Source organism: Rhodococcus sp. IEGM 1406, from assembly GCF_030056745.1.
Lineage (GTDB): Bacteria > Actinomycetota > Actinomycetes > Mycobacteriales > Mycobacteriaceae > Rhodococcus_F > Rhodococcus_F erythropolis.
In genome coordinates this window covers 83,699-106,204 of sequence record NZ_JASHKO010000009.1, presented here as the reverse complement: position 1 = coordinate 106,204, position 22,506 = coordinate 83,699, and the positions used below count along the sequence as shown (strand labels likewise).

The following is a 22,506-nucleotide window of genomic DNA, read 5'->3' as shown; positions in this document are numbered from 1 at the left end:
GTGTCCAGCAAACGGGGCGATTCAAGTGGCGGGGGATCGATTGTCTATGAATCCACTCGCAGGCGCCTCACGGGCAAACAGGCGGAAACTGTGGCCAGGCTTGCCGAAGCAACAGTGAAAGTTCTACGCAAACAAGAGTTTTCCGGACTGACTGTCCGTTCGGTTGCGGCCGAAGCGGGTGTAGGAACTGCGACCGCCTACACGTATTTCGCGTCCAAGGAGCATCTGGTCGCAGAGGTTTTCTGGCGAAGACTTCAGAACTCGTCGGCGCCTGATGGCTCAGGGTTGGATCGCACCGCGCACGTGCTGTCTGTACTTCGAAACATCGCGCTGCTTCTCGCGGACGAACCGGAGGTATCGGCCGCCGTGACCAATGCACTGCTCGGATCCGATCCTGAAGTGGAACATCTTCGCGGGCGGATCGGACTCGAGATCCATCAACGACTCGCTTCGGCGCTGGATCCGAATGGCGAACCCGAAGTGTTGGAAGCGCTCGAAATGCTTTATGCCGGGGCGCTTCTGCGAGCAGGGATCGGCTACGGAACCTACGCGCAAATCGCTGGACGCCTCGAGGCCTCAGCTCTACTGATCCTGGAGAAATCATGACAGAAGCTTTGATCGATCCGGTGGTCTTCAATCCGTACGACTACCACTTTCACGACGATCCGTATCCGACGTACAAGCGTCTGCGCGAAGAATCACCGTTGTATCACAATCCGGACGTTGGCTTTTGGGCGTTGTCGCGATATGCGGACGTGGTCGACGGATTCAAGGACAACAAGCGTCTCTCGAGCGCCAACGGGGTATCGCTCGACCCCGCAGCCTACGGTCCACACGCACATTATGTGATGTCGTTTCTCGCGATGGACGATCCCCGCCATATGCGGTTGCGCCAGTTGGTTTCTCGCGGATTCACGCCGCGACGGGTTGCGGAGCTCGACGGCCGGATACTCGAACTCACGAAGCAACATCTGGTACCTGCGTTGGGCGCGGGGGAGTTCGACTGGATTACGGAGGTGGCGGGAAAGCTGCCGATGGACGTCATCTCCGAACTCATGGGGGTTCCCGAACCCGACAGAGCCGAACTGCGGCGAAAGGCGGATCTGGTGGTGCATCGAGAGGCGGGTGTTCTCGACGTGCCGCAACCTGCGGTGGAGGCTTCGATCAGTTTGATGGGCTACTACAAGGAGATGATCGCGCAGCGTCGCCGATCGCGGACTGACGATCTGACCTCGGCCTTGCTCGATGCCGAGATCGACGGAGACAAACTCTCGGACCAGGAGATCCTCGGATTCATGTTTCTGATGGTCGTGGCCGGAAACGAGACCACGACCAAGCTTCTCGGAAACGCTCTGTACTGGGGTTCGCACCACCGGGAGCAGATCACACCGGTTCTCGACGATCCCGAACGAGCCTCGGAGTGGGTGGAAGAGACTCTTCGCTACGACACGTCGAGCCAGATCGTGGCTCGGACTTCGGTTGTCGACCTCGAGTATCACGGACGCACCATTCCGGCGGGGGAGAAGGTCCTGCTCCTGATCGGATCGGCCAACCGAGACGCCGACGTCTTCGAGGATGCCGACAGCTTCCAGATCGGCCGGAGTTCGTCGGGAAAACTCGCGAGTTTCGGTGGTGGCGTGCACTTCTGTCTCGGTGCCCACCTTGCCAAGCTCGAAGCCAAGATCGCCCTCGCAGAGTTCGGGCGTCGGGTCAGCGACTACGAAGTCGACGAGTCCGGAATCGAGCGTGTTCATTCGACAAACGTCCGGGGCTTTGCGGCCCTGCCGGTGAAAGTGCAGGTGCGCTGATGCCTCGTTTCGAACCCAATCCACTTCGCCGGCCGGCATTGATCAGTGGTGCATCGTCGGGAATCGGCACCGCTACTGCGTATGCCCTGGCCGAACTCGGCCATCCGGTTGCGCTCGGTGCGCGTCGAGTCACCGAATGCGAAGCCATCGCCGAGAAGATCCGCAGCAATGGTGGCGAAGCGTTTGCCCACTTCCTCGACGTCACGGACGGTGATTCGGTCGACGGATTCGTCTCGGCCGCAGAGGCAGTCCACGGTCCCACCGAAATGGTCGTCTCCGGTGCCGGTGACCTCGAATTCGGGGCTGCGGACGAGATGGATCCAGAGGCGTTTTCACGGCAGATCCAAGTCCACCTCGTTGGTGCGCAGCGATTGGCGCATCGCGTACTCCCCGGCATGAGGCAACGACAGCGCGGTGACTTCGTACTGATCGGCTCGGATTGTGCCGAGCGCCAGCGTCCACTCATGGGTGCTTACGACGCGGCCAAGGCCGGGCTCGAAGCAATGGGGCGCCAGATGCGAATGGAGCTCGAAGGAACAGGCATTCGCGCGTCGATCGTGCGACCCGGGCCGACACTGACCGGCATGGGGATGGACACGACGCCGGAGATCATCGGACCGGTTGGGGAATCGTGGAGTAAGTGGGGGTTCGCCCGCCATGGTTACTTTCTGCGCGCCTCGGACATCGCCAATGCCATTGTCGCCGTTGTGTCGGCGCCGCGAGGAGCACACATCGTGCTCGTCGAAGTTCAGCCCGAGGCACCACTGGACAAACTTCCCACTGCGAACTCACAGGAGACGACATGACGCACGGAGTGCAGGAGACGTCGCGAACACTGCCCGAGCCGCCGCGGGTGTCCGGCGGGGATCTCCCGCACGGGCATCTCGAGGAACTGCGAACCGACCCGATAGCGCTCATGCGCCGGGTGCGTGAGGAATGTGGTGACGTCGGCGCCTTTCAACTTGCCGACCGCACAGTGATCCTGCTGTCCGGAGCTGAGGCAAACGAGTTCTTCTTCCGCTCCACCGACGAGGATCTCGACCAACAAGCGGCTTACCCCTTCATGAAGCCGATATTCGGTGAAGGCGTCGTCTTCGATGCCAGCCCGGAGCGGCGTAAGGAGATGCTGCACAACTCGGCTCTGCGCGGCGAACAGATGCGCGGGCACGCTGCCACGATCGGCCGCGAGGTCGAGGCGATGGTCGCGCAGTGGGGAGACGAAGGCGAGATCGATCTGCTCGACTTCTTCGCCGAGCTGACCATCTACACCTCGTCGGCGTGCCTGATCGGCAAGAAGTTCCGCGACGAACTGGACGATAGCTTCGCCAAGCTGTATCACGAGCTCGAACAGGGAACTGATGCATTGGCTTTCGTGGATCCGTACGCGCCGATCGAGAGTTTCCGCCGCCGCGACGAGGCCCGGTTGGCGTTGGTCGCTCTGGTACAGGACATCATGAACGGGCGCATCGCGAATCCTCCGAAGGGCAAGGAGGACCGCGACATGTTGGACGTGTTGGTCTCGGTCAAGGACGAGAACGGCGACCTCCGGTTCAGTGCCGACGAGATCACCGGCATCTTCATCTCGATGATGTTCGCCGGCCACCACACGACTTCCGGCACGGCAGCGTGGTCGCTGATCGAGATGTTGCGGCATCCCGACACCATGACGGACGTCGTCGACGAACTCGACAATCTGTACTCCGACGGCGCCGACATCAGTTTTCATGCCCTGCGCCAGATTCCGGTTCTCGAGGCTGTGGTCAAGGAAACCCTTCGACTGCATCCGCCGTTGATCATCCTGTTGCGGGTGGCACGTGGAGATTTCGAAGTGGGCGGCTTCGAGATCCGAGAGGGCCATCTTGTCGCCGCGACGCCCGCGATCTCCAATCGAATCGCCGAGGACTTCCCCCGACCGGACACCTTCGATCCCGGGAGGTACATCGACCCGAATCAAGAGGACATCGTCAACCGCTGGACGTGGATTCCGTTCGGAGCCGGCCGGCATCGCTGCGTCGGCGCTGCATTCGCCCAGATGCAGCTCAAAGCGATCTTCTCGATCCTGCTGCGGGACTTCGAGTTCGAGATGGCGCAGCCGTCGGAGTCCTACCGAAACGACCACAGCAAGATGGTCGTCCAATTGCAGCAGCCGTGCGCGGTGAGGTACCGGCGCAGAACACGTCCCGGGCGTGAGGGGTGATCATGCACGTCGAAGTAGACCTCGACCTGTGCCAAGGCCATGCGGCGTGCGAGCTCGAGGCACCGGAGATCTTTGTCGTCCCGAAGCGGGGGAAGGTCAGTCTTCTGGACTCGGACCCACCCGAGTCGCTCCGCGGTGAAGCTGAGATGGCGGTCAGGTACTGCCCGACCGGCGCCCTGAGAATTGTCGACTGATTACAGCGGATTGTCGATTGATTGCAGCGAATTCAAGTACTCGAGGGAGGAAGTTCAGATGACGGGTTTCGACCGCGCAGAGCTCGACGAGATGGTCCAACGCTGGATCGAGGCGAACAAGAAGGCCGAAGCCGCCGGTGATTGGAAACCGTTGGCGGACATGTACACCGAGGACGCAACGTACGGGTGGAACTATGGTCCCAAGCAGGATTTCATGGCAGTGGGGCGCGAGGAGATTCGCGAAGTCGCGCTCGGCCTCGAGATGAAGGGCCTCGAAGGTTGGGAGTACCCGTATCAAGACTTTGTGATCGACGAACGTAGCGGAAACGTGATCGGCTTGTGGAAGCAGATTTCCGATGCCAAGCGTGAGGACGGGAGCAACTACTCCGTCTACGGTATCGGCGGTAGTTGGTTCCGCTACGGCGGGGACTTCCAATGGTCCTGGCAGCGTGACTTCTTCGACTTCGGGAACGTGTCGGCACTGTTCATGGAGATGATCGGCAACAACGCTCTCTCGAAGGGGATGCAGGGCCGGATCCAGCGATCGATCTCGGGCGACCCGCTACCGGGCTGGTATCCGGTGGGCACCGCGCCGGTCCCGCTGTGGTGAGTCCGATGACGGTGCGCGATTCCTTCGAGACACTCTCGCAGCGCGACCTTGCCGTGTTGGTGCCCGAGTTGCTCCTGTGTGGGCAGCTGATCGATCGCTCGGGCATGGCGCATCTGATCGTCGAATTCGGACGCGAGGGTATGGCGCAGGTGGCCGTCGAGGAGTGGGAATCGGCCAGCCCCTGGTACACCCGCCGCATGCAGAAGGCTCTCGGATACGAGGGCGACGACGTCGTGACGATCTTCAAAGGGTTACAACTCGACATCGGCGCTCCGCCACAGTTCATGGACTTTCGATACCGGGTCGACGATCCGCTGCACGGTGAATTCTGGCTCGATCATTGCGGAGCACTCATGGACGTCGAGCCGTTGGGCGATGAGTTCGTGACCTCGATGTGTCACGACATCGAGGATCCGACTTTCGATGCGACGGCCATCGCGACCAACCCGCACGCCCAGATCCGGCCGATTCACCGACCACCGCGCAGGCCCGCGGACCGACATCCGCACTGCGCCTGGACCGTTGCCATCGACCCGTCGCACACGCCTCCCGTGATGACCGCGCACACCGAGCAGATCGGACGCACCGCCGCGGTGACGGTCGAGCTGAGCCCGATCGATCACGGTGGGGACGGTAGGGCGGACTACTCGGGTCCGTTGTTGTCCGACCTGAGGTTTTCCGACTTCTCGCGATCAGCCTTGGTTCGTATCGCAGAGGAGATCTGCGTGCAGCATCATCTGTTGGCGTTGGGCTTTCTGGCAGCGGTTCGCCGCCGTGCCGACGAAGACAAGGCGCGCGAGATCACGCGAAAGCAATTGACCGGAATCGCGGGAGTTGCGGCACAGCGTATTCGAGATGCGCTCGGGCTTCCTTCGACTCTGGAATCGTTGGCATTGGTCCTGTCCGTGCATCCCTTGCTGAATCCGAAGCAGTATGTGGAGAGCGAGATCCGACCGGACGGCGGTGCTCTGGAGCTGTGGATCTCGCGAGACGCTCTTGTCGACCGCGACGGCGGTTGGCCGACCTTGCTCGGCAGCGAGCACCTCGATCCCCTCCAGGCTTTGGTCCGCGGCGTGAATCCGCACTTCACCGTGAGAGTGGTGGCCGAAGATGCCGCGGGGCTCCTTCTGGCCGTCGACATCACCGAAGCTCCCGCTCCGGAATGCGTCGAAGTCGCCATTACGAAGGTCAGTACCGGCGCGGCATTCGTATTCGAAGATCGCGGAATCCCTTTGCCTCTCTTCGTCGTCTGACCGGCCGAACCCGAAGGACTCAACCTATGGCGTACACGTTTGCAGACCTGTTCGAGCATTCCGTCGATGTGATGCCCGATCGCCTCGCGCTGATCGTTTCCGGCGAGGAGGTGACATACCGTGAGCTCGACGAGCGGGCCAACCGATTGGCGCATTACTTCCAGTCCGTCGGGTTGGGTGTCGGTTCGCACATCGGTATTCAACTGCACAACTCGATCGAGGCGATGGTTGCTGTCCTCGCGGCCTTCAAGATCCGCGGCGTCCCCATCACGGTGAACTACCGCTACACGAGCGACGAATTGGTTTACCTGTACGAGAATGCGGATCTCACGGCGTTGGTTTTCCATCGTGGTTTCGCTGAGCGGGTCGCCGAGGCGTTGGTGTCCGCGCCGCGGGTCAAGTACGTGATCGAGGCGGCGGACGAACTCGCTCTCGGGAACGAACCGTCGATTCCGGGGGCAGTGGCGTACGAGGATGCGCTCGGCAACCAATCCCCGCTGCGCGTAGGTGAACATGCTTTTCCCGAGCGTTCCGGCGATGACGTCTACGTTCTCTACACCGGCGGAACAACCGGACGACCGAAAGGCGTCGTCTGGCGGCAGGAAGACATCTGGCGCGTGTTGGCCGGCGGTTACGACTTCTATTCGGGTGAGCCGATCGCCGACGAGTACCAGCAGTCGCGCGGTGGCGCCGCGGCAGCCGAACCGATGCGGTGGTGCATGCTTCCACCGCTGATCCACACCTCGGCACTGATGCCGACGTTCAACGCTCTGTTCTCCGGAAACACCGTCATCTTCGAACCGAAGTTCGATGCGGCAAAGGTCTGGAAAGTCGTCGCCGAGTATCGCCCGCAGGTCATGGTCATCACCGGCGACGCCATGGGCCGTCCACTGGTCGAAGCCCATCACGAATTGCAACCGGATGCGTCGAGCCTGGCTGTGCTCGCCTCCGGCGCTGCGCTCTTCTCCGGATCGGTCAAAGACGCGTTCTTCGACGTCTTTCCGAATCTGATGATTTCTGATTCGGTTGGATCGTCCGAAACAGGCTTCGGCGGAATCGGATTCGCAACCAAAGGGCTCGAGCAGCGTGGCGGACCCAAAGTGGGCGCCAACAGATTCACGGTCGTCGTCGACGACGACAACCGTGTGTTGGAGCCGGGTTCGGGGGCCGAAGGATGGTTGGCGAAACTCGGCAACGTCCCACTGGGCTACTACAACGATCCGGTGAAGTCGGCCGAGATATTCCGAGAGGTGAACGGCGCGCGGGCAGTGGTGACTGGAGACCGAGCGCGGATCGAGGACGACGGCTCGGTCACTCTCCTCGGCCGGGGAAACATGGTGGTCAACACCGGCGGTGAGAAAGTCTTCGTGGAAGAGGTCGAAGCAGTGGTGAAGGCCCATCCCGACATCTACGACGCAACAGTGATCGGCATTGCCGACGAGCGGTGGGGCAATCGGGTGGCGGCGGTGCTCCGCGTCCGCGATGGTGTGGAACCGGATTTCGATTCCATCGAAAAACACACCCGCACTCAGCTTGCCGGCTACAAGATTCCGCGTTCCTTCTGGATCGCCGACGAGGTCGTTCGAGCGCCGAGCGGCAAGCCGGACTACCGCTGGGCCAAGGAGTTCTCACAGAACAGCGACCCGGTCCACCGGATCGACTAGCGCTCACACGCAACACCCGGCACCCGGCGCCCATCCGTAAAGGAGCATCTGCAATGCCTGAGATCGACCTTCCCGACGGGTTCGACGTGACCGACCCGCATCTGTACGGCGAGCGCGTCCCGCTTGCCGAGTTCGCCGAACTACGACGATGCGCTCCGGTCTGGTGGAACGCCCAGGAACCGGGTACCGGCGGATTTCACGACGGTGGTTGTTGGGTTGTCTCCCGCCACGCAGACGTCCGCGACGTCTCGTTGCGCAGCGAGGAGTTCTCGAGCAACGTCAACGGCTGCATTCCGCGGCATGAAGACAACATCTCGGCGGAGGAGTTGGAGGCGACAAAACACGTCCTCATCAACAAGGACGCCCCTGAGCACACACAGCTGCGCAAGTTGGTGGCGCGCTTGTTCACTCCGCGGTCGGTGGAAGCGATGCGGGCCGGGCTGGAAGCGCGGGCAGAAGACATAGCGTCGGCTGCCGTGGCGGAAGGTAGCGGTGATTTTGTCAGCCAGGTCGCCAGCGAGTTACCGATGCAGGCGATCTCGGATCTGATCGGTGTACCGCAGGACGGGCGCCGTCAGCTGTACGAATGGTCGAATCAGATGACGGGATACGACGACGAGTCGCTCGCCGGCGAGTCTCGGATGGCGTCGGCGCAGATCCTGGGCTACGCCTATCAACTGGCCGAGGCGAGACGGGAGGAACCGCTCGACGACATCATCTCGCGCTTGGTGCATGCCGACATCGACGGACAGAAACTCACCCCGGAACAGTTCGGTTTCTTCGTCATCATGTTGGCTGTCGCAGGCAACGAAACGACGCGCAACGCAACGACACTCGGCATGATGGCATTTCTCGAGCATCCGGATCAGTGGGAACTGTACAAGCGTGAGCGTCCGCGCACCGCCGCGGACGAGATCATCCGCTGGGCTTCGCCACTGACGTCGATGCAACGAACAGCAGTGGTGGACACACAGATTGCCGGCACGGCGATTGCGAAGGGGCAGCGTGTCGTACTGCTCTACGGCTCGGCGAACTTCGACGAAACCGTCTTCGAGAACCCCGACGTCTTCGACATCACCCGAGACCCGAACCCGCACCTCGCGTTCGGAGGAACCGGACCGCACTACTGCGTCGGCGCCAACCTGGCCAGAATGGAGGTCGATCTGATCTTCGGCAAGATCGCCGATCACATGCCCGACATCAGCAAGCTCGGCGATCCGAGCAGGCTCTCGTCCGGTTGGCTCAACGGGATCAAGGAATTCAAGGTCGACTACGGCAACTCCACGTCATGTCCTTCGGGGCATTGACGTGTACAGCGGAAGAGTTGCACTTGCGGGCCCGATGCGCGAACTCGGCCAGTTCTACCGGATGGGCGCCGATGTCGCAGTGGGCTTGTTCCGCACTCGCTTTCAGGTGCAGGAGTTTCTCGAGCAGAGTTGGATGATCGCCCGGGTGTCGATCGTGCCGACAGTGTTGGTAGCCGTGCCGTTCACTGTCCTGGTGAGTTTCACCCTCAACATCCTTCTCCGCGAGATCGGTGCCGCCGACCTCAGCGGCGCCGGGGCCGCGCTCGGTGCCGTGACTCAGGTCGGTCCGGTGGTGACGGTGCTGATCGTGGCAGGTGCGGGCGCGACAGCCATCGCCGCCGATCTGGGATCGAGAACGATTCGTGAAGAGATCGACGCCATGGAGGTGCTCGGGATCGATCCGATCAATCGGTTGGTGATTCCGCGGGTGGTCGCGTCGACCGTGGTGGCTTTGCTGCTCAACGGACTCGTCTGCGTCATCGGCATCGCCGGCGGTTACGCCTTCTCGGTGTTTCTCCAGGGCGTGAACCCTGGCGCCTTCGTCGAGGGAATCACGTTGCTGACCGGCCTGCCTGAGGTGGCGTTGTCGATGGTCAAAGCTGCACTGTTCGGGATGCTGGCGGGATTGGTGGCCTGCTATCGCGGACTGTCGGTACGGGGTGGGCCGAAAGGCGTGGGGGAGGCCGTCAACGAAACGGTGGTGTACGCGTTCATGGCGTTGTTCGTCGTCAACACCATCGTCACCGCGGTCGGCATCCGATTGACGGCGGGGTGATCGAGGTGACGCTGTCGGATTCGCTGGCACAAATCGGCAAGTTCGGACGCACGCGGGCGCGGGTGGCTCGAACGTCACGCTCGATCGACGACGTCGGGCGACAAGCTGTCTTCTTCGCGCGCGCCATCGCTCACATCCCGTGGGCAATTCGCAAACACCCGAAAGAAGTGTTGAGGCTGGTAGCCGAGATCAGCATGGGCACCGGAGCTTTGGCAGTGATCGGCGGCACGGTTGCGGTCGTAGGATTTCTGACCCTAGCCTCGGGCGGCACCATTGCGATCCAAGGTTTCAGCTCGCTGGGAAATATCGGAGTCGAAGCGCTCACCGGATTCTTCTCCGCCTTCATCAACGTTCGTATCGCTGCGCCGGTCATCGCGGGAATCGGCCTGTCGGCCACGATCGGAGCAGGTTCGACCGCGCAGATCGGTGCCATGCGCATCAGCGAGGAAATCGACGCCCTCGAATCGATGGCGATCAGTTCGGTCCCGTACGTCGTCAGCACCCGCGTCACCGCAGGGATGATCGCGATCTTGCCGCTGTACTCACTGGCGCTCGTAGGATCATTTCTGGCCGGACGATTCACCACGGTCGTGCTGTTCGGTCAGTCCTCCGGTCTTTACGACCACTACTTCACGACGTTCCTCGATCCGGTCGACGTCGCATGGTCCTTCGTTCAAGTGCTCGTGATGGCACTACTGGTGATGCTGATCCACACGTACTACGGATACAACGCGTCCGGGGGACCGTCGGGCGTGGGAACTGCAGTGGGCCGCGGGGTTCGGCTCTCGCTGATCTGCGTCGTGGCGGTGACCCTGCTCGTCTCACTCGCGCTCTACGGCGGTTCCGGCAACTTCAATCTGTCCGGTTAGGGGGACTGCGTGCACAGATACGGCTACAAGTTGGCTGCTCTGGGCTTGGCTGCGGCGATCGTCGGGGTCATCGCTTTGTCGGTCGCGTCTTTCAACCAGGTGTTTGTCGCTCGCGTCCCGATCACGGTGATCGCGGAGCGCGCGGGGCTCGTGATGGATCCGGGCGCGCGGGTGAAGATGGCCGGGGTGACCGTGGGCTCGGTGGAGTCCATCACGCCGACTGACGACGCCACCGCACAACTGTCGTTGTCGATCGATCCCGAAGCGCTCGAATCGATTCCGTCAAACGTGGATGTGGCGATCACGTCGAACACGGCCTTCGGCGCGAAGTTCGTCAGCCTGTCCTCGCCGGAGCAGCCGAGCAGCGCGCGACTTGCCGCCGGGGCGACGATCGACGCATCCCGGGTGACTGTCGAGCTGAACACGGTGTTCGAGAAACTCACCACCGTGCTCCGGACGGTGGACCCGGGCAAGCTCGATTCGACATTGGGTGCCCTCTCGACTGCTCTGCAAGGACGCGGCGAACGGCTCGGGGTCGCACTCGAACAAGCAGATTCCTCCTTGCTTGAATTCAACACTGCACGTGAGGCTCTCGATCATGTGTTGACTGATTTACCAGCCGTCACACAGACCTACCGCGACGCTGTTCTCGACTTGATGGACACCCTCGACTCGCTCACGACGACGGGAACAACTGTTCTCGACGAGCAGCAGAATCTTGATCTCCTCTTGCTCAACGTGATCGGGGTCGCCCGCACCGGAGAAGATGTACTGGGAGCCAACGCCGACGGTATCGACACCGTTCTGTCGTTACTGCGGCCGACCACCGCACTGCTCGAGGAATACTCCCCGGTGATTCCCTGCATGTTCCACGGACTGCAGGAGAGCAAGAAGATCGGCGACGGCGCCTACAACGGACAACCAGGAATCAAGATGTCGATCGGTCTGATCGCCGGAACCGAACCGTACCGATATCCCGACGACCTTCCGAAGGTCGCGGCAACAGGTGGCCCGCAGTGTATGGGTCTTCCACTGCGCGACCCGAACGTCAATGCTCCGTACCTGGTGACCGATACCGGGGTGAATCCGTTTGCGCCCGAGCGTCAGCCGAATGGTGGGCAACCGATGAACACGGTCCCGGATCTGATGAGCTACCTGTTCGGGACGGAGATCCGATGAAAGTTCGTGGGTACACCGTCAAGTTCGGAATTTTTGTTCTGGTGATGATCCTCGTCAACGCCGGGCTGATCCTCGTGTTCGGCCAGATGCGAGGTGGCGACGCGAGGTCGTACTCGGCGGAGTTCGTCAACGCCTCCGGGCTCAGAGCCGGCGACAAGGTGCGCATCGCGGGTGTGCCGGTCGGTTCTGTCGGCTCCGTCGAATTCGGTGGGAATCACCGTGCCCACGTGAGTTTCAGTGTGGATACGGGTGACACCGTGACTGTATCGACCAGAGCCGCTGTTCGATATCAGGATCTGGTGGGTAATCGATACCTCGAACTGCTCGACGATCCGGGGATCGCGGAACCGCAGCCACAGGACGAGAGCATTCCCGTCGATCGCACCGCACCGGCACTCGACCTCGATGCGCTACTCGGTGGTTTCAAGCCGCTGTTTCAAGCCCTGGACCCGGAGCAGGTCAACGCGTTGTCGATGTCCTTGCTCGAGGTGTTTCAAGGCCAGTCCGGAACTGTGGCATCGGTGCTGGCGCACACCGGATCGATCACGAACACTCTCGCAGACCGCGACCAACTGATCGGTCGAGTGATCGGCAACCTCGACGGTGTGCTCAGTGAATTGCGCAGCCGCGGTGGTCAGTTCAGTGACACTCTCGATCACCTACAACAGCTGGTCAGCGGGCTCGCGGCGGACAGGGAGATGATCGGGACTGCCGTCGAGAGTGTGAACACCGCATCAGGCACCTTCGCCGATCTCCTCGCCGGAGTTCGCCCGGACATCGCGGGAAACCTGTCGAAGCTGGACGCTAGCCTGAATCCGCTGATCGAGCAACAAAGTGAGCTCGATCGGATTCTCGCGTCCATGCCCTCGAACTACAAGCAGCTGATCCGAGTCGGCTCGTACGGGTCGTTCTTCAACTTCTATCTGTGCGGAATCGCACTGAAGGTCGACGGTGCCGACGGTACGCCGCTCACTGTCGACCTGGTGGATCAGACGACCGGAAGGTGCGCACCACGATGAGAGAGATGGCACAGAGCCAGGCCGTACGCGTGGGGGTCGTGGGATTGGTCGTCACGGCCGCCGTCGTATTGGCATCGCTCCAGTATCAGAATCTGCAGTTCCTGAAATCGGGTGTCGGGTACAGCGCGGTGTTCGCCGACGCCAGCGGTCTCGCGCCGGGAGACGAAGTCAACGCCGCTGGAGTGAAGATCGGAACGGTGGACCGGATCGAGGTCGAGCACGGACTCGCCCGCGTGGATTTCACACTGGAAGGCTCGATCGGTTTGGGAGAGAGCACGTCGGCAGCCGTCACCACGATGTCGTTGCTCGGCAAGCGAGCGGTATCGCTCAATCTGGACGGTCCGGGAAGGATCGCGGTCGGCGGCGAGATCCCGGTCGAGCGAACAAGATCGGCGTACTCGCTGCCCGACGTGCTCGGTGACCTCACCACGACGGTCGAGGACATCGATCTCGACCAGCTCTCCGAATCGCTCGACGCAGTGGGGCAGGTGATGTCCGACAGTGCGCCGAACCTGAGGCCGGCGCTGGACGGTGTCGCACGGATCTCCGACAGCGTCAATAGACGCGACGACATGTTGCGCACCTTGCTGTCCGATGCAAACGACGTCGCCGGGACGCTGGCCGAGCGTGGACCACAGGTCAACGCGCTACTCGTCGACGGCAACGCCTTGTTGGGAGAACTGGATCGGCGACAGGCGGCGCTGGGGGAAGTGATCACGAACATCTCGGCGTTGTCGACCCAGCTGAGCGGACTCGTCCACGACAACGAGGCGCAATTGCAACCGGTCCTCGGCAAACTCGACACGGTTGTCGGCATTCTGCAGAACAACAAGGACAACCTTTCTCAGGGAATCGACGGTCTCGGTACGTACGTGGGCACGCTCGGCGACACCGTGGCCAGCGGTCCCTTCTATTACGCCTACGTCCAGAACCTGGTACCGGCGCAATACACCCAACCGTTGATCAACGCGATGTTCGGGCTACCACCTGCGCCGCTACCGATTCCGGAGGTTCGATGATGGGTGCCTTACGAGTTCGCAAACCGGTGAACTGGCGTCGAATCGGCGTAGTCGGTGGAAGCGTCGTCGGCGCGGCGATCGTCGTCGTGTCGGGATACCTTGCGGTGCAACATCTGCGCTACTACAACGTGACGGCCTACTTCACCTCGACGACCGGCCTGTATGTCGGTGACGACGTTCGTGTCGTGGGGGTCGACGTCGGCCGCGTCACCGAGATCGCCCCACAGGGAGATCGAATGCGCGTCGAACTGAAATTGGCGCGCGAGGTTCCCGTCGCCGAGGACGCGAAAGCGGTGATCGTTGCCCAGTCACTGGTCTCGGCCCGCTTCGTGCAGTTGACGCCGGCGGTGACGGACGGCGCCGACGCACTGAATGACGGTGCGGAGATCGGGCTCGACCGAACGGCGGTCCCGGTCGAGTGGGACCAGATCAAGGAACAGCTGGGCCGGGCTGCCGATGCTTTGGGTCCCGACGGGGACGATCGTGGTCCCGCCGCCAACTTCCTCGACGGTGCCGGATCCGCACTGGCCGGCAACGGGGAAGCGCTGGGGCGCTCGGTGACCGAACTCTCGGAGGCTATGAGCACACTCGACGAAGGCGGAGCCGATCTGTTCGGCACCATCCGCGGCCTGCAGACCTTCACGACTGCACTCGCCGCAAGCGACGAACAGATCGTTCAGTTCCAAGGACGGCTGGCAAATGTCTCGAGTGTGCTCGCCGAGAGCCGGACGCAATTGGCTCCGGCTCTCGCCGATCTGGACGCCGCCGTCGTCGACGTACAGCGGTTTGTCGAACAGAACCGAACCGGCTTGACGGAGCAGATCGCGAAGTTGGCCGACGTGTCCCAGGTATTGGTCGACAAGCGCGCAGGTCTCGAGAAGGTACTGCATCTGGCTCCGACAGCGTTGTCGAACTACTACAACGTCTATCGGCCGGCCCAAGGAGCGATGGTGGGTGTGCCCGCATTCCAGAACGTCGGCAACCCGATCGACTTGATCTGCGGCGGAATCGCCGGCCTGGCCAACGACACCTCGAAGAAGGGCGCGGATTTGTGCATCGAATACCTCGGCCCGTTGCTCAACACGATCAAGGCGAACTACCCGGACCTGAGCATCAATCCGACCCGGGCGCTCGGCGCTCTTCCGGACCAACTGGTGTACAGCGAGCCTGATCTGGAACCGACTGGCGCCTTGAGTTTTCCGACGGTACCGGTGGCGTCTGATCTGACCGGCTTGCTCATGCCGTCGACAGGATCACGATGACTGGCCGCCGGTGGGGAACAATGTGTGTGGCGGCGAGCGCCGTGCTCGTTCTGACGGGTTGTCAATGGAGCGGGCTGAATTCGGTGTCGCTGCCGGGCGCGGCCGGCCGCGGTGAGGGAAGTTTCTCGGTCGTGATCGAGATGCCGGACGTCACGTCGATCAGTCCCAACTCTCCGGTCATGGTCAACGATGTGACAGTCGGAAGTATCAGTGCGATCGAGACCGACAACTGGCACGCACGGGTGACGGTTGCGCTCGACGGTTCGGTGTCGCTGCCCGCCAACGCGACTGCCAAGATCGGCCAAACCAGTCTGCTCGGATCCAAACACGTCGCGCTCGCGCCGCCCACCGAGGTGGCGCCGGAAGGGCGGTTGTCGGAGGGATCCGTGATTCCCCTTGCATCGGCCAGTGTCTATCCCACCACCGAGGAAGCGTTGACGGCACTGTCCTTGGTGCTCAACGGCGGTGGGCTGGCCCAGATTCACAGCATCACCACGGAACTGAACACTGCTCTCGGCGGGCGGACCGATGCGGCGCGCGACCTGCTGAGCCAGATGGACACCGTGACCGAGACACTCGACCGTCAACGCGAGGCGATAGTCACGACCATGGAGAATCTAGACGTGTTCGCCGGCGAGATCACGGCTCAGCGAGACGTTCTCGGTGAGGCGTTGGAGACCCTTGATCCGGCCTTGGCGGAACTGAGCGCCCAACGCGTCGACCTGACCACCGCCCTCGATGCGGTCGGCAGGTTCGGGGACGTCGGGACCGATCTGGTCGACCGGACCCGCGACGATTTGAAAGCCAATTTGAGCGCCTTGGAATCGACGCTGCAGAAGGTGGTCGAAACAGGACCGGACCTGATCAACAATTTGGGCAATCTGAGTACCTTCCCCTTCCCCCAGACGACCATCGACGACGGAATGCGCGGTGATTACACCAATTTGTGGGCGCTGATTGACCTCACGAGTAATCGCCTTCAGTCAGGTCTGGGCTTCGGTACTCCGTTCGGGGCGCCGCAAACTCCGGTGGAGAACGGAACACTGGTCGATCCTTTGACCGCGCCTCTGGGTACCGGGCGGGCCGCCCCAAGTGACACCGGGCGGGCCGCCCCAAGTGGTACAGGGCGGACCGACCAGGACGGTGGACGATGATTCTCACGAAGTTGGTGCGAAGGCAATTGACGATCTTCGCGATCCTGGCGGTGATAGGCATGAGCGCAGCGGCTATCTCGTACCTGAGAGTTCCGACCATGCTCGGCATCGGGCGCTATTCGGTGACAGTCGAACTGCCCGACGCCGGCGGCCTGTATCGGAACGCGAACGTGACCTATCGCGGCGACACCATCGGTCAGGTCAGGTCGGTGCGTCTCTCGCCGGGAGTGGTACGCGCCGAATTATCTTTGGAGAGTGCGGTTCCCGTTCCCTCCAGCGGACTCACAGTAGCGGTGCGAAGCGTGTCGGCAATCGGTGAGCAATACGTCGACATGCAACCGAGCACCGCGGACGGACCCTTTCTGGCCGACGGAGACGTGATCGGCCCCGACGCTGTCACGATCCCGACCGAGATCGGACCGGTCCTCGATCAGGCGCAGGCGATGCTCGCATCCGTACCGCAGGACAAGTTGCGATCGGTGATCGACGAGTCCGCGGCAGCTTTCGGAGGCAGGGGAGAGGATCTGGCTCGTCTGCTGGATTCGACCACTTCGTTCGTCGATCAGATGTCCGCTGCCACAACGCCGGCTACGACGCTCGTACAGCAGTTGGATCCGCTCCTGCAGACACAGGTGGTGACGGGCGATCAGATTCGCCAGTGGGCGTCCAGTGTCGCTCAGCTCAGTGGACAGTTGGAGGTCGCCGACGGCTCCGTGCGCAATATCCTCGAGACCGGACCGGGCTTCGCGACTGAAGCCGACCTGCTGTTTCAAGGCCTCAAACCCACTTTGCCTGTGCTGCTTGCCAATTTCACCAGCACCGCTCAGGTGGCTTTGACGTACAACGCCGGGTTGGAGCAGGTGCTCGTCATCTTGCCGCCACTGGTCGCGGCACAGGAAACCGTCGTACAACGCGGGCAGGTGGACGGCGCCGCGAACGTCAACTTCCACCTCCAAGCGCAGGACCCTGCGGCGTGCTCGACCGGTTACCTTCCCGCCGATCAGCGACGGGACCCGACCCAGACGAGTGTGCCGGACACCCCGGCTGATCTGTACTGCAAAGTGCCACAGAACTCGGTCTTCGCCGTTCGTGGATCTCGGAACATTCCCTGCATGGAGGTACCGGGCAAACGAGCACCGAGCCCGGAGATCTGCCGGAGCCCCGAAGCGTACGTGCCGTCGGGGACCAATGCGCCCGGCGAGTTGTACACCGGGCCTGACGGAGTCGACTATCAACACACGGAGTTGGCTCCGGCTGACTCCGGTCCGGGGGAGGGTGAGCCGTGGCAACAGTTGCTGACGCCGACGAATCGCTGAGAGGTGAGGTGCTGGATCCGGTCGGAGGGAAGCGCGGTGTACTCACTGCCCTGGTCTGGATTGCACTCGCGGCTCTGAGCGTCGTTGTCGTCTTCGGTTGTCTGGCAGTTCGATCGGACCGCGCGCGAGAGTCCCAGCGTCAAGGGTTCGTCGACGGTGCTGTCGCAGGAACCCTTGCTCTGATCGACGTTCACTCTGCCACGCTCGACGAGGATCTCGCGGCGCTGAAGTCGCTGACTACGGGAACTTTTGCAGACGAACTGAAGTCCGGTGAACCTGCGTTCGTCGCATCGATTCGTGATTTCGCCGTCGATTCCGACGGTCGTGTCGACACCGCAGCCCTGGCATCGGAATCCGGAACCTCGGGGGTGGTACTGATCGCGGCATCGGCTCAGGTCGGCAATTCGGCGGGAGAATCTTCGGCGCGAACCTACCGTCTTCGCGTCGGTGTCGAGGAGGTCGACGGTCGGGTACTGATGTCGAGTGTGGAGTTCGTCCCGTGAAGCGCGTGGTCTTGGCGTTTGCAGCGCTGATCTTGGTGGGAGCCGGCGGGACTCTGCTCTGGAGTCACCACCGTTCGGCAGCCGCTGAAACCGCACGTGTCGAGGTGATCGGTGTGGCGCCGATGCTCGTCGAGAATCTCTTGAGCTACAACAGCGACACGGTGGACGAGGATCTTGCACATGCTGCCGAGGGCGCAAGTGGAACATTTCAGGACCGCTTCGCTGAATTCGGATCGAAAACCGTTGCACCCCAGTCGAAGGAGCAAGGAATCAGCACGAAGGCGCGAGTAGTCGACGTGGGAGTGCTCTCCGCTGCTGCAGACCGAGCAGAATTGCTCCTGTTCGTCGATCAGATCACGACGAGTATCGCGCGGCCGGCACCAGCGTCGACGTCGAGCCGAGTCGAGGTGACACTCGATCGAGTCGACGGCACATGGCTGGTGAGTGCCATGACCCCCGTCTAGTGAAGGTTGTCGCGGCCCGCCATGATCAGCCTGGCAGTGACTTCGAGCCGGTCTGCGATCTGCGAATAGGACTCGTAACCCATGCCGGCTCGGACAAGCGCTCCGGACCAGGAGATTTCGAGTGCTTCGAGTACGTCGGGATCGTATGACGGCCCCAGCGCCTCGATGAGCCGCTCGCGGATGTTCTTGCCGATACGTCCCCGAAGGTGTTCGACGTCGGGATCGTTGCCCATCATCGCCGTGGTCACGGCCGCGGCCAGCTCCGGTTCGTCGGAAACGAGGAGTGCGACGCTTCGAAGGACCGAGCAGACCTGCGCTTCTCGTTCCGCCTCGGGGGAGGGTTCGTGAGGTACCGCGTCGAGTCGGCGCCAGAACAGTTCTGCCACAAGGTGACTCTTGGACGAAAAATAGGTGTATGCCGTGGCTGCGGCGACACCGGCTTCCGCTGCCACCATTCGCACAGTCAGATCGGCAAACCCTTTGTCGCGCAGGACCGTGATCGCTGCCGCGGTCAATCGATCGACGGTTTCGGCTTGCTGCTGTGTGAGCCGTCGACGAGTGGACTCGAACTTGGTCTTACCAGACATGTGTCCAGACACTACGGGATCAGACCCGTGCGAGCAAAGTGTGCGCTATCACCGCTCGTTCTCGCTCCCCGCTCGGTGTCATGTCTCGCTGCCCGCTCGGTGTCATGTCTCGCTGCCCGCTCGGTGTCATGTCTCGCTCCCGCTCGGCGTCATGTCTCGCTCCCGCTCGGTGGGACAGAATTTCGATACCCCGCGATCTCTAAGTCCATGTGTTAGAACGATTTCTAGAACACGTTCGGAAATGTGCCCAGGATCGGAGAGGCTGATTATGACGAAGTGGGACGAGACATGCGACGTACTCGCTGTGGGATCGGGCGGCGGACTCGCCGGCGCGTACACGGCAGCACGAGAAGGCCTCGACGTCATTGTGATCGAAGCGACCGACAAGTACGGCGGAACAACGGCGTACTCGGGCGGCGGCGGAATGTGGTTCCCGTGCAACGCCGTTCTTCGCCGGGGCGGGGACGACGACACCATCGAAGATGCGCTGGAGTACTACCGTTCGGTGGTGGGTGATCGGACACCTGCCGACGTCCAGGAGGCATACGTTCGAGGCGGCGCCGGGTTGATCGACTATCTCGAAGAGGACTCGAATTTCGAGTTCCAGATACTGCCGTGGCCCGACTACTTCGGGGAAAAACCCAAGGCTCGCGCGAGCGGTCGACACATCGTTCCCAAACCGATGAACGCGAAGAGGCTTGGTGTGCTTCGTGATTCACTTCGATCGCCGCTCGCGACGGAGCGGTTGGGAGAAGAGTTGCCGGCGTACCTCGTCGGCGGGCAGTCGTTGATCGGTCGATTCTTGCTGGCACTTTCGACATTCGCCAACGCCGCCATGCACCTGAACACCACCCTCGAAGAACTGGTCGTCGAGGACGGATCGGTCGTCGGCGCGGTCGTCGAACAAGGTGGTCGGCGTCGAACCATCCGAGCCCGCAGAGGAGTGATTCTGGCCGCGGGCGGATTCGAACAGAACGAGACCCTGCGTGCCGAATTCGGTGTTCCCGGCTCGGCGCTCGACACGATGGGTTGTCCCGGCAATCTCGGCAAGGCGCATCAGGCGGCCATCGCCGTGGGCGCCGATACCGACCTCATGGGGGAGGCCTGGTGGTCGCCGGGGCTCACCCATCCGGATGGCCGCTCCGCGTTTGCGCTGTGGTTCACCGGCGGAATCTTCGTGGACGACAACGGTCGTCGATTCGTCAACGAGTCTGCGCCGTACGACCGCTTGGGTCGCTCCGTCATCGAACACATGCTGGCACGAGAAGTAACCACACCGTATTGGATGATCTACGACAACAGGGAAGGTGCAGTGCCGCCGGTGAAGGCGCCCAACGTGCCCATGGCGCAGACGGAGCAGTATGTGGATGCGGGGTTGTGGAAGAGTGCCCAGACGCTCGAAGACCTCGCCGCCCAGATCGATGTTCCCGCAGCGGAACTGGTGCAGACCGTGAAGCGATTCAACGAGTCTGCGGCGACCGGCGTCGACACGGACTTCGGCCGAGGAGACACTGCGTACGACCGTGCCTTTTCGGAGGGGGCTTCACCGCTCGTACCGATCGACCAAGGACCGTTTCACGCGGCCGCTTTCGGTATCTCCGACCTCGGGACCAAAGGTGGTCTACGTACCGACGCAACCGGGCGGGTGCTCAAAGCCGACGGTACGGCGATTGCCGGGTTGTACGCGGCGGGGAACACGATGGCAGCGGCCAGCGGGACTACGTATCCCGGAGGTGGAAACCCGATCGGAGCGAGCATGCTGTTCAGTCACCTGGCTGCACTCGACCTCACGAAGCCGCCGTCGTAAGGATCGGGCCGCTCGTGTCGGGAAAGGGGTCAGGCCTTGCCGAGTCCGGCGGCGATTCCCTTGTCCAGTTGGCTGAGCATTGCAGTCCCCAAGGACGAAAGCTGGGCGACCTGGCGATCATCGAGGCCCTCGAAGAGGAGACCTTGAACCGAGGCGACGTGTGGCGGCGCGGCCGCGACGACCTTTGTCATTCCTTCGTCGGTGAGTACTGCGTTGGAGCCGCGGCTGCCGCGAATGACTTCCCGTTTCACCCAGCCGGCTTTCTCCATCTTCGTGACGACGTGCGAGAGGCGGGACAGGGAAGCGTTCGCGCGCTGGGCCAGTACCGACAACTGGAGCTTGTGGTCGGGGGCGTCCGAGAGTGCGGCGAGCACGAAGTATTCGAAGTGGGTGAGTGCCGAATCGCGTTGCAGTTGAGTGTCGAGTGCGGCAGGCAACCGTGTCACGAGAGCGATCAGTGTCAGCCAGGCTTCCTGCTGCTCGGCTGTGAGCCACTTCGTCTGAGACTGCGCGTCGGGCTGCGCGGTCGGTTCACTCATCGGTGACTTCTCCTTCGGGTCGAGCATTCTTCGTGCACGGAGCGTGCTGGTGTACAGCGTCTCAGACGCATGTCCAGAAGAATATTGCGGGGAATAGTTGCGGGACGCAAGTGTTGAGTCCTATATTAGGTTGAACCTTCAACTTAACGACGAATGTCTATCCCGAGGAGCCCATATGTCCACCACAACCATGCCTGCGCTGTATCTCAGCCACGGTGCTCCGCCGCTGGTGGACAGCGCGTTGTGGGTCGACCAATTGGGGGCGTGGGCCGGCGATCTTCCGCGGCCGACGGCAATCCTCGTCGTCTCGGCGCACTGGGAATCAGCACCGCTGACGATCGGTTCGACGACCACGGGCACCCCGCTCATCTACGACTTCGGTGGTTTTCCCGAGAGGTTCTACCGCGCGAAGTACAACTCTCCCGGCGCTCCGGAACTCGCAGCTCAGGTCGCCGCGTTGATGCCGGACAACGAACGAGTGGTTCAGCAGCCGAATCGAGGACTCGATCACGGTGCCTACGTGCCGCTCACGGTGATGTACCCGGACGCAGACATCCCGGTACTGCAAATTTCGCTGCCAACCCTCGATCCCGAGCGTTTGCTCCATCTCGGAGAACGCCTACGGCCACTCCGTGAGCAAGGTGTACTGATCGTGGGATCCGGATTCACCACGCACGGGCTGCCGTTCCTGCGCGATCCGTCACCGGAGGCGCAGGCCCCGGGATGGTCGGCGGAATTCGACGCGTGGGCAGGGGAGAGGTTCGCTGCCGGAGACGTCGATTCGTTGATCGACTTCCGCGCCCAAGCTCCCGGGATGCCGTACGCGCATCCGACCATCGAGCACTTCGCCCCGTTGTTCGTCACGCTCGGTGCGTCGTCCGATCCGGAGCAGGTGCCCACCCAGGTGATCGACGGATTCTGGATGGGACTTGCGAAGCGCTCGATTCAGGTCGCCTAGAGAATCAGGTTGCTCAGAGAAT

23 protein-coding genes are annotated in these 22,506 nt (G+C 62.2%); 21 read left to right on the top strand and 2 right to left on the bottom strand.

What is annotated here, in order from left to right; genetic code table 11:
- The first annotated feature begins 39 nt into the window (after window positions 1-39).
- From QM596_RS29385 to QM596_RS29295, 19 genes are read left to right on the top strand one after another with little or no spacing between them, the layout of a single operon-like run.
- Window positions 40-606: a TetR/AcrR family transcriptional regulator gene (locus QM596_RS29385; protein WP_024487471.1), complete on the top strand. Its 567-nt coding sequence runs from the start codon at window positions 40-42 to the stop codon at window positions 604-606.
- Window positions 603-1,808 carry a cytochrome P450 gene (locus tag QM596_RS29380; RefSeq protein WP_019748682.1) on the top strand — a complete coding sequence of 402 codons (1,206 nt, stop codon included), beginning with the start codon at window positions 603-605 and terminating at the stop codon, window positions 1,806-1,808. The genes QM596_RS29385 and QM596_RS29380 overlap by 4 nt, the downstream gene beginning before the upstream one ends.
- Complete coding sequence (locus QM596_RS29375) at window positions 1,808-2,614, top strand: SDR family oxidoreductase (protein ID WP_019748681.1); 807 nt, start codon at window positions 1,808-1,810, stop codon at window positions 2,612-2,614. The genes QM596_RS29380 and QM596_RS29375 overlap by 1 nt, the downstream gene beginning before the upstream one ends.
- Window positions 2,611-4,005: a lanosterol 14-alpha demethylase gene (gene cyp51, locus QM596_RS29370; RefSeq protein ID WP_195791395.1), complete on the top strand. Its 1,395-nt coding sequence runs from the start codon at window positions 2,611-2,613 to the stop codon at window positions 4,003-4,005. The genes QM596_RS29375 and cyp51 overlap by 4 nt, the downstream gene beginning before the upstream one ends.
- Window positions 4,006-4,007: 2 nt before the next feature.
- Window positions 4,008-4,199 (top strand): ferredoxin, encoded by a 192-nt coding sequence (locus QM596_RS29365; protein ID WP_020907945.1) that lies wholly within the window; start codon window positions 4,008-4,010, stop codon window positions 4,197-4,199.
- A gap of 58 nt (window positions 4,200-4,257) precedes the next feature.
- The gene (locus QM596_RS29360) at window positions 4,258-4,809 is read left to right on the top strand and encodes a Cif family virulence factor (protein WP_020907944.1); all 552 of its coding nucleotides are present in this window, start codon (window positions 4,258-4,260) and stop codon (window positions 4,807-4,809) included.
- A 5-nt stretch (window positions 4,810-4,814) separates the two neighbouring features.
- Window positions 4,815-6,062: a hypothetical protein gene (locus tag QM596_RS29355; protein ID WP_031333428.1), complete on the top strand. Its 1,248-nt coding sequence runs from the start codon at window positions 4,815-4,817 to the stop codon at window positions 6,060-6,062.
- A 26-nt stretch (window positions 6,063-6,088) separates the two neighbouring features.
- Complete coding sequence (locus QM596_RS29350) at window positions 6,089-7,726, top strand: acyl-CoA synthetase (RefSeq protein WP_283310580.1); 1,638 nt, start codon at window positions 6,089-6,091, stop codon at window positions 7,724-7,726.
- Window positions 7,727-7,779: 53 nt separating this feature from the next.
- Complete coding sequence (locus QM596_RS29345) at window positions 7,780-9,033, top strand: cytochrome P450 (protein WP_047888955.1); 1,254 nt, start codon at window positions 7,780-7,782, stop codon at window positions 9,031-9,033.
- Between the two features lie 34 nt (window positions 9,034-9,067).
- Window positions 9,068-9,808, top strand: coding sequence for an MlaE family ABC transporter permease (locus tag QM596_RS29340; protein ID WP_021344419.1), 741 nt, complete (start codon window positions 9,068-9,070; stop codon window positions 9,806-9,808).
- Entirely contained in the window at window positions 9,805-10,677 is an 873-nt protein-coding gene (locus QM596_RS29335) for an MlaE family ABC transporter permease (RefSeq protein WP_003944051.1), read from the top strand. The genes QM596_RS29340 and QM596_RS29335 overlap by 4 nt, the downstream gene beginning before the upstream one ends.
- 9 nt (window positions 10,678-10,686) lie before the next feature.
- Window positions 10,687-11,856, top strand: a complete 1,170-nt coding sequence (locus tag QM596_RS29330) for an MCE family protein (protein WP_020907940.1) — start codon at window positions 10,687-10,689, stop codon at window positions 11,854-11,856.
- Complete coding sequence (locus tag QM596_RS29325) at window positions 11,853-12,875, top strand: MCE family protein (RefSeq protein ID WP_029255482.1); 1,023 nt, start codon at window positions 11,853-11,855, stop codon at window positions 12,873-12,875. The genes QM596_RS29330 and QM596_RS29325 overlap by 4 nt, the downstream gene beginning before the upstream one ends.
- On the top strand, window positions 12,872-13,894 hold the full coding sequence (locus QM596_RS29320; RefSeq protein ID WP_283310579.1) for an MCE family protein: 1,023 nt from the start codon (window positions 12,872-12,874) through the stop codon (window positions 13,892-13,894). Before QM596_RS29325 ends, QM596_RS29320 begins: the two co-directional genes overlap by 4 nt.
- The gene (locus QM596_RS29315) at window positions 13,894-15,156 is read left to right on the top strand and encodes an MCE family protein (protein ID WP_069147170.1); all 1,263 of its coding nucleotides are present in this window, start codon (window positions 13,894-13,896) and stop codon (window positions 15,154-15,156) included. The genes QM596_RS29320 and QM596_RS29315 overlap by 1 nt, the downstream gene beginning before the upstream one ends.
- Window positions 15,153-16,310, top strand: a complete 1,158-nt coding sequence (locus QM596_RS29310) for an MCE family protein (protein ID WP_153212172.1) — start codon at window positions 15,153-15,155, stop codon at window positions 16,308-16,310. The genes QM596_RS29315 and QM596_RS29310 overlap by 4 nt, the downstream gene beginning before the upstream one ends.
- Window positions 16,307-17,626 (top strand): MCE family protein, encoded by a 1,320-nt coding sequence (locus QM596_RS29305; protein ID WP_021334011.1) that lies wholly within the window; start codon window positions 16,307-16,309, stop codon window positions 17,624-17,626. The genes QM596_RS29310 and QM596_RS29305 overlap by 4 nt, the downstream gene beginning before the upstream one ends.
- A complete protein-coding gene (locus QM596_RS29300) occupies window positions 17,593-18,129 on the top strand; it encodes an Rv1363c family protein (protein ID WP_283310578.1) in 537 nt (178 codons plus the stop codon). Before QM596_RS29305 ends, QM596_RS29300 begins: the two co-directional genes overlap by 34 nt.
- Window positions 18,126-18,593 (top strand): hypothetical protein, encoded by a 468-nt coding sequence (locus tag QM596_RS29295; protein ID WP_134999577.1) that lies wholly within the window; start codon window positions 18,126-18,128, stop codon window positions 18,591-18,593. The genes QM596_RS29300 and QM596_RS29295 overlap by 4 nt, the downstream gene beginning before the upstream one ends.
- On the opposite strand, the gene QM596_RS29290 is transcribed toward QM596_RS29295, so the two are convergent.
- Window positions 18,590-19,180, bottom strand: coding sequence for a TetR/AcrR family transcriptional regulator (locus QM596_RS29290; RefSeq protein WP_003943994.1), 591 nt, complete (start codon window positions 19,178-19,180; stop codon window positions 18,590-18,592). The two genes, QM596_RS29295 and QM596_RS29290, sit on opposite strands and share 4 nt — an antisense overlap.
- Before the next feature lie 268 nt (window positions 19,181-19,448).
- Here QM596_RS29290 and QM596_RS29285 point away from each other — a divergent pair, with 268 nt between their 5' ends.
- Complete coding sequence (locus QM596_RS29285) at window positions 19,449-20,987, top strand: FAD-binding protein (RefSeq protein ID WP_020907931.1); 1,539 nt, start codon at window positions 19,449-19,451, stop codon at window positions 20,985-20,987.
- A 29-nt stretch (window positions 20,988-21,016) separates the two neighbouring features.
- Here QM596_RS29285 and QM596_RS29280 read toward each other — a convergent pair whose 3' ends face one another.
- The gene (locus QM596_RS29280; protein WP_020969752.1) at window positions 21,017-21,526 is read right to left on the bottom strand and encodes a MarR family winged helix-turn-helix transcriptional regulator; all 510 of its coding nucleotides are present in this window, start codon (window positions 21,524-21,526) and stop codon (window positions 21,017-21,019) included.
- A gap of 175 nt (window positions 21,527-21,701) precedes the next feature.
- Here QM596_RS29280 and QM596_RS29275 point away from each other — a divergent pair, with 175 nt between their 5' ends.
- Entirely contained in the window at window positions 21,702-22,484 is a 783-nt protein-coding gene (locus QM596_RS29275) for a dioxygenase family protein (protein ID WP_019748662.1), read from the top strand.
- Window positions 22,485-22,506 lie beyond the last annotated feature (22 nt).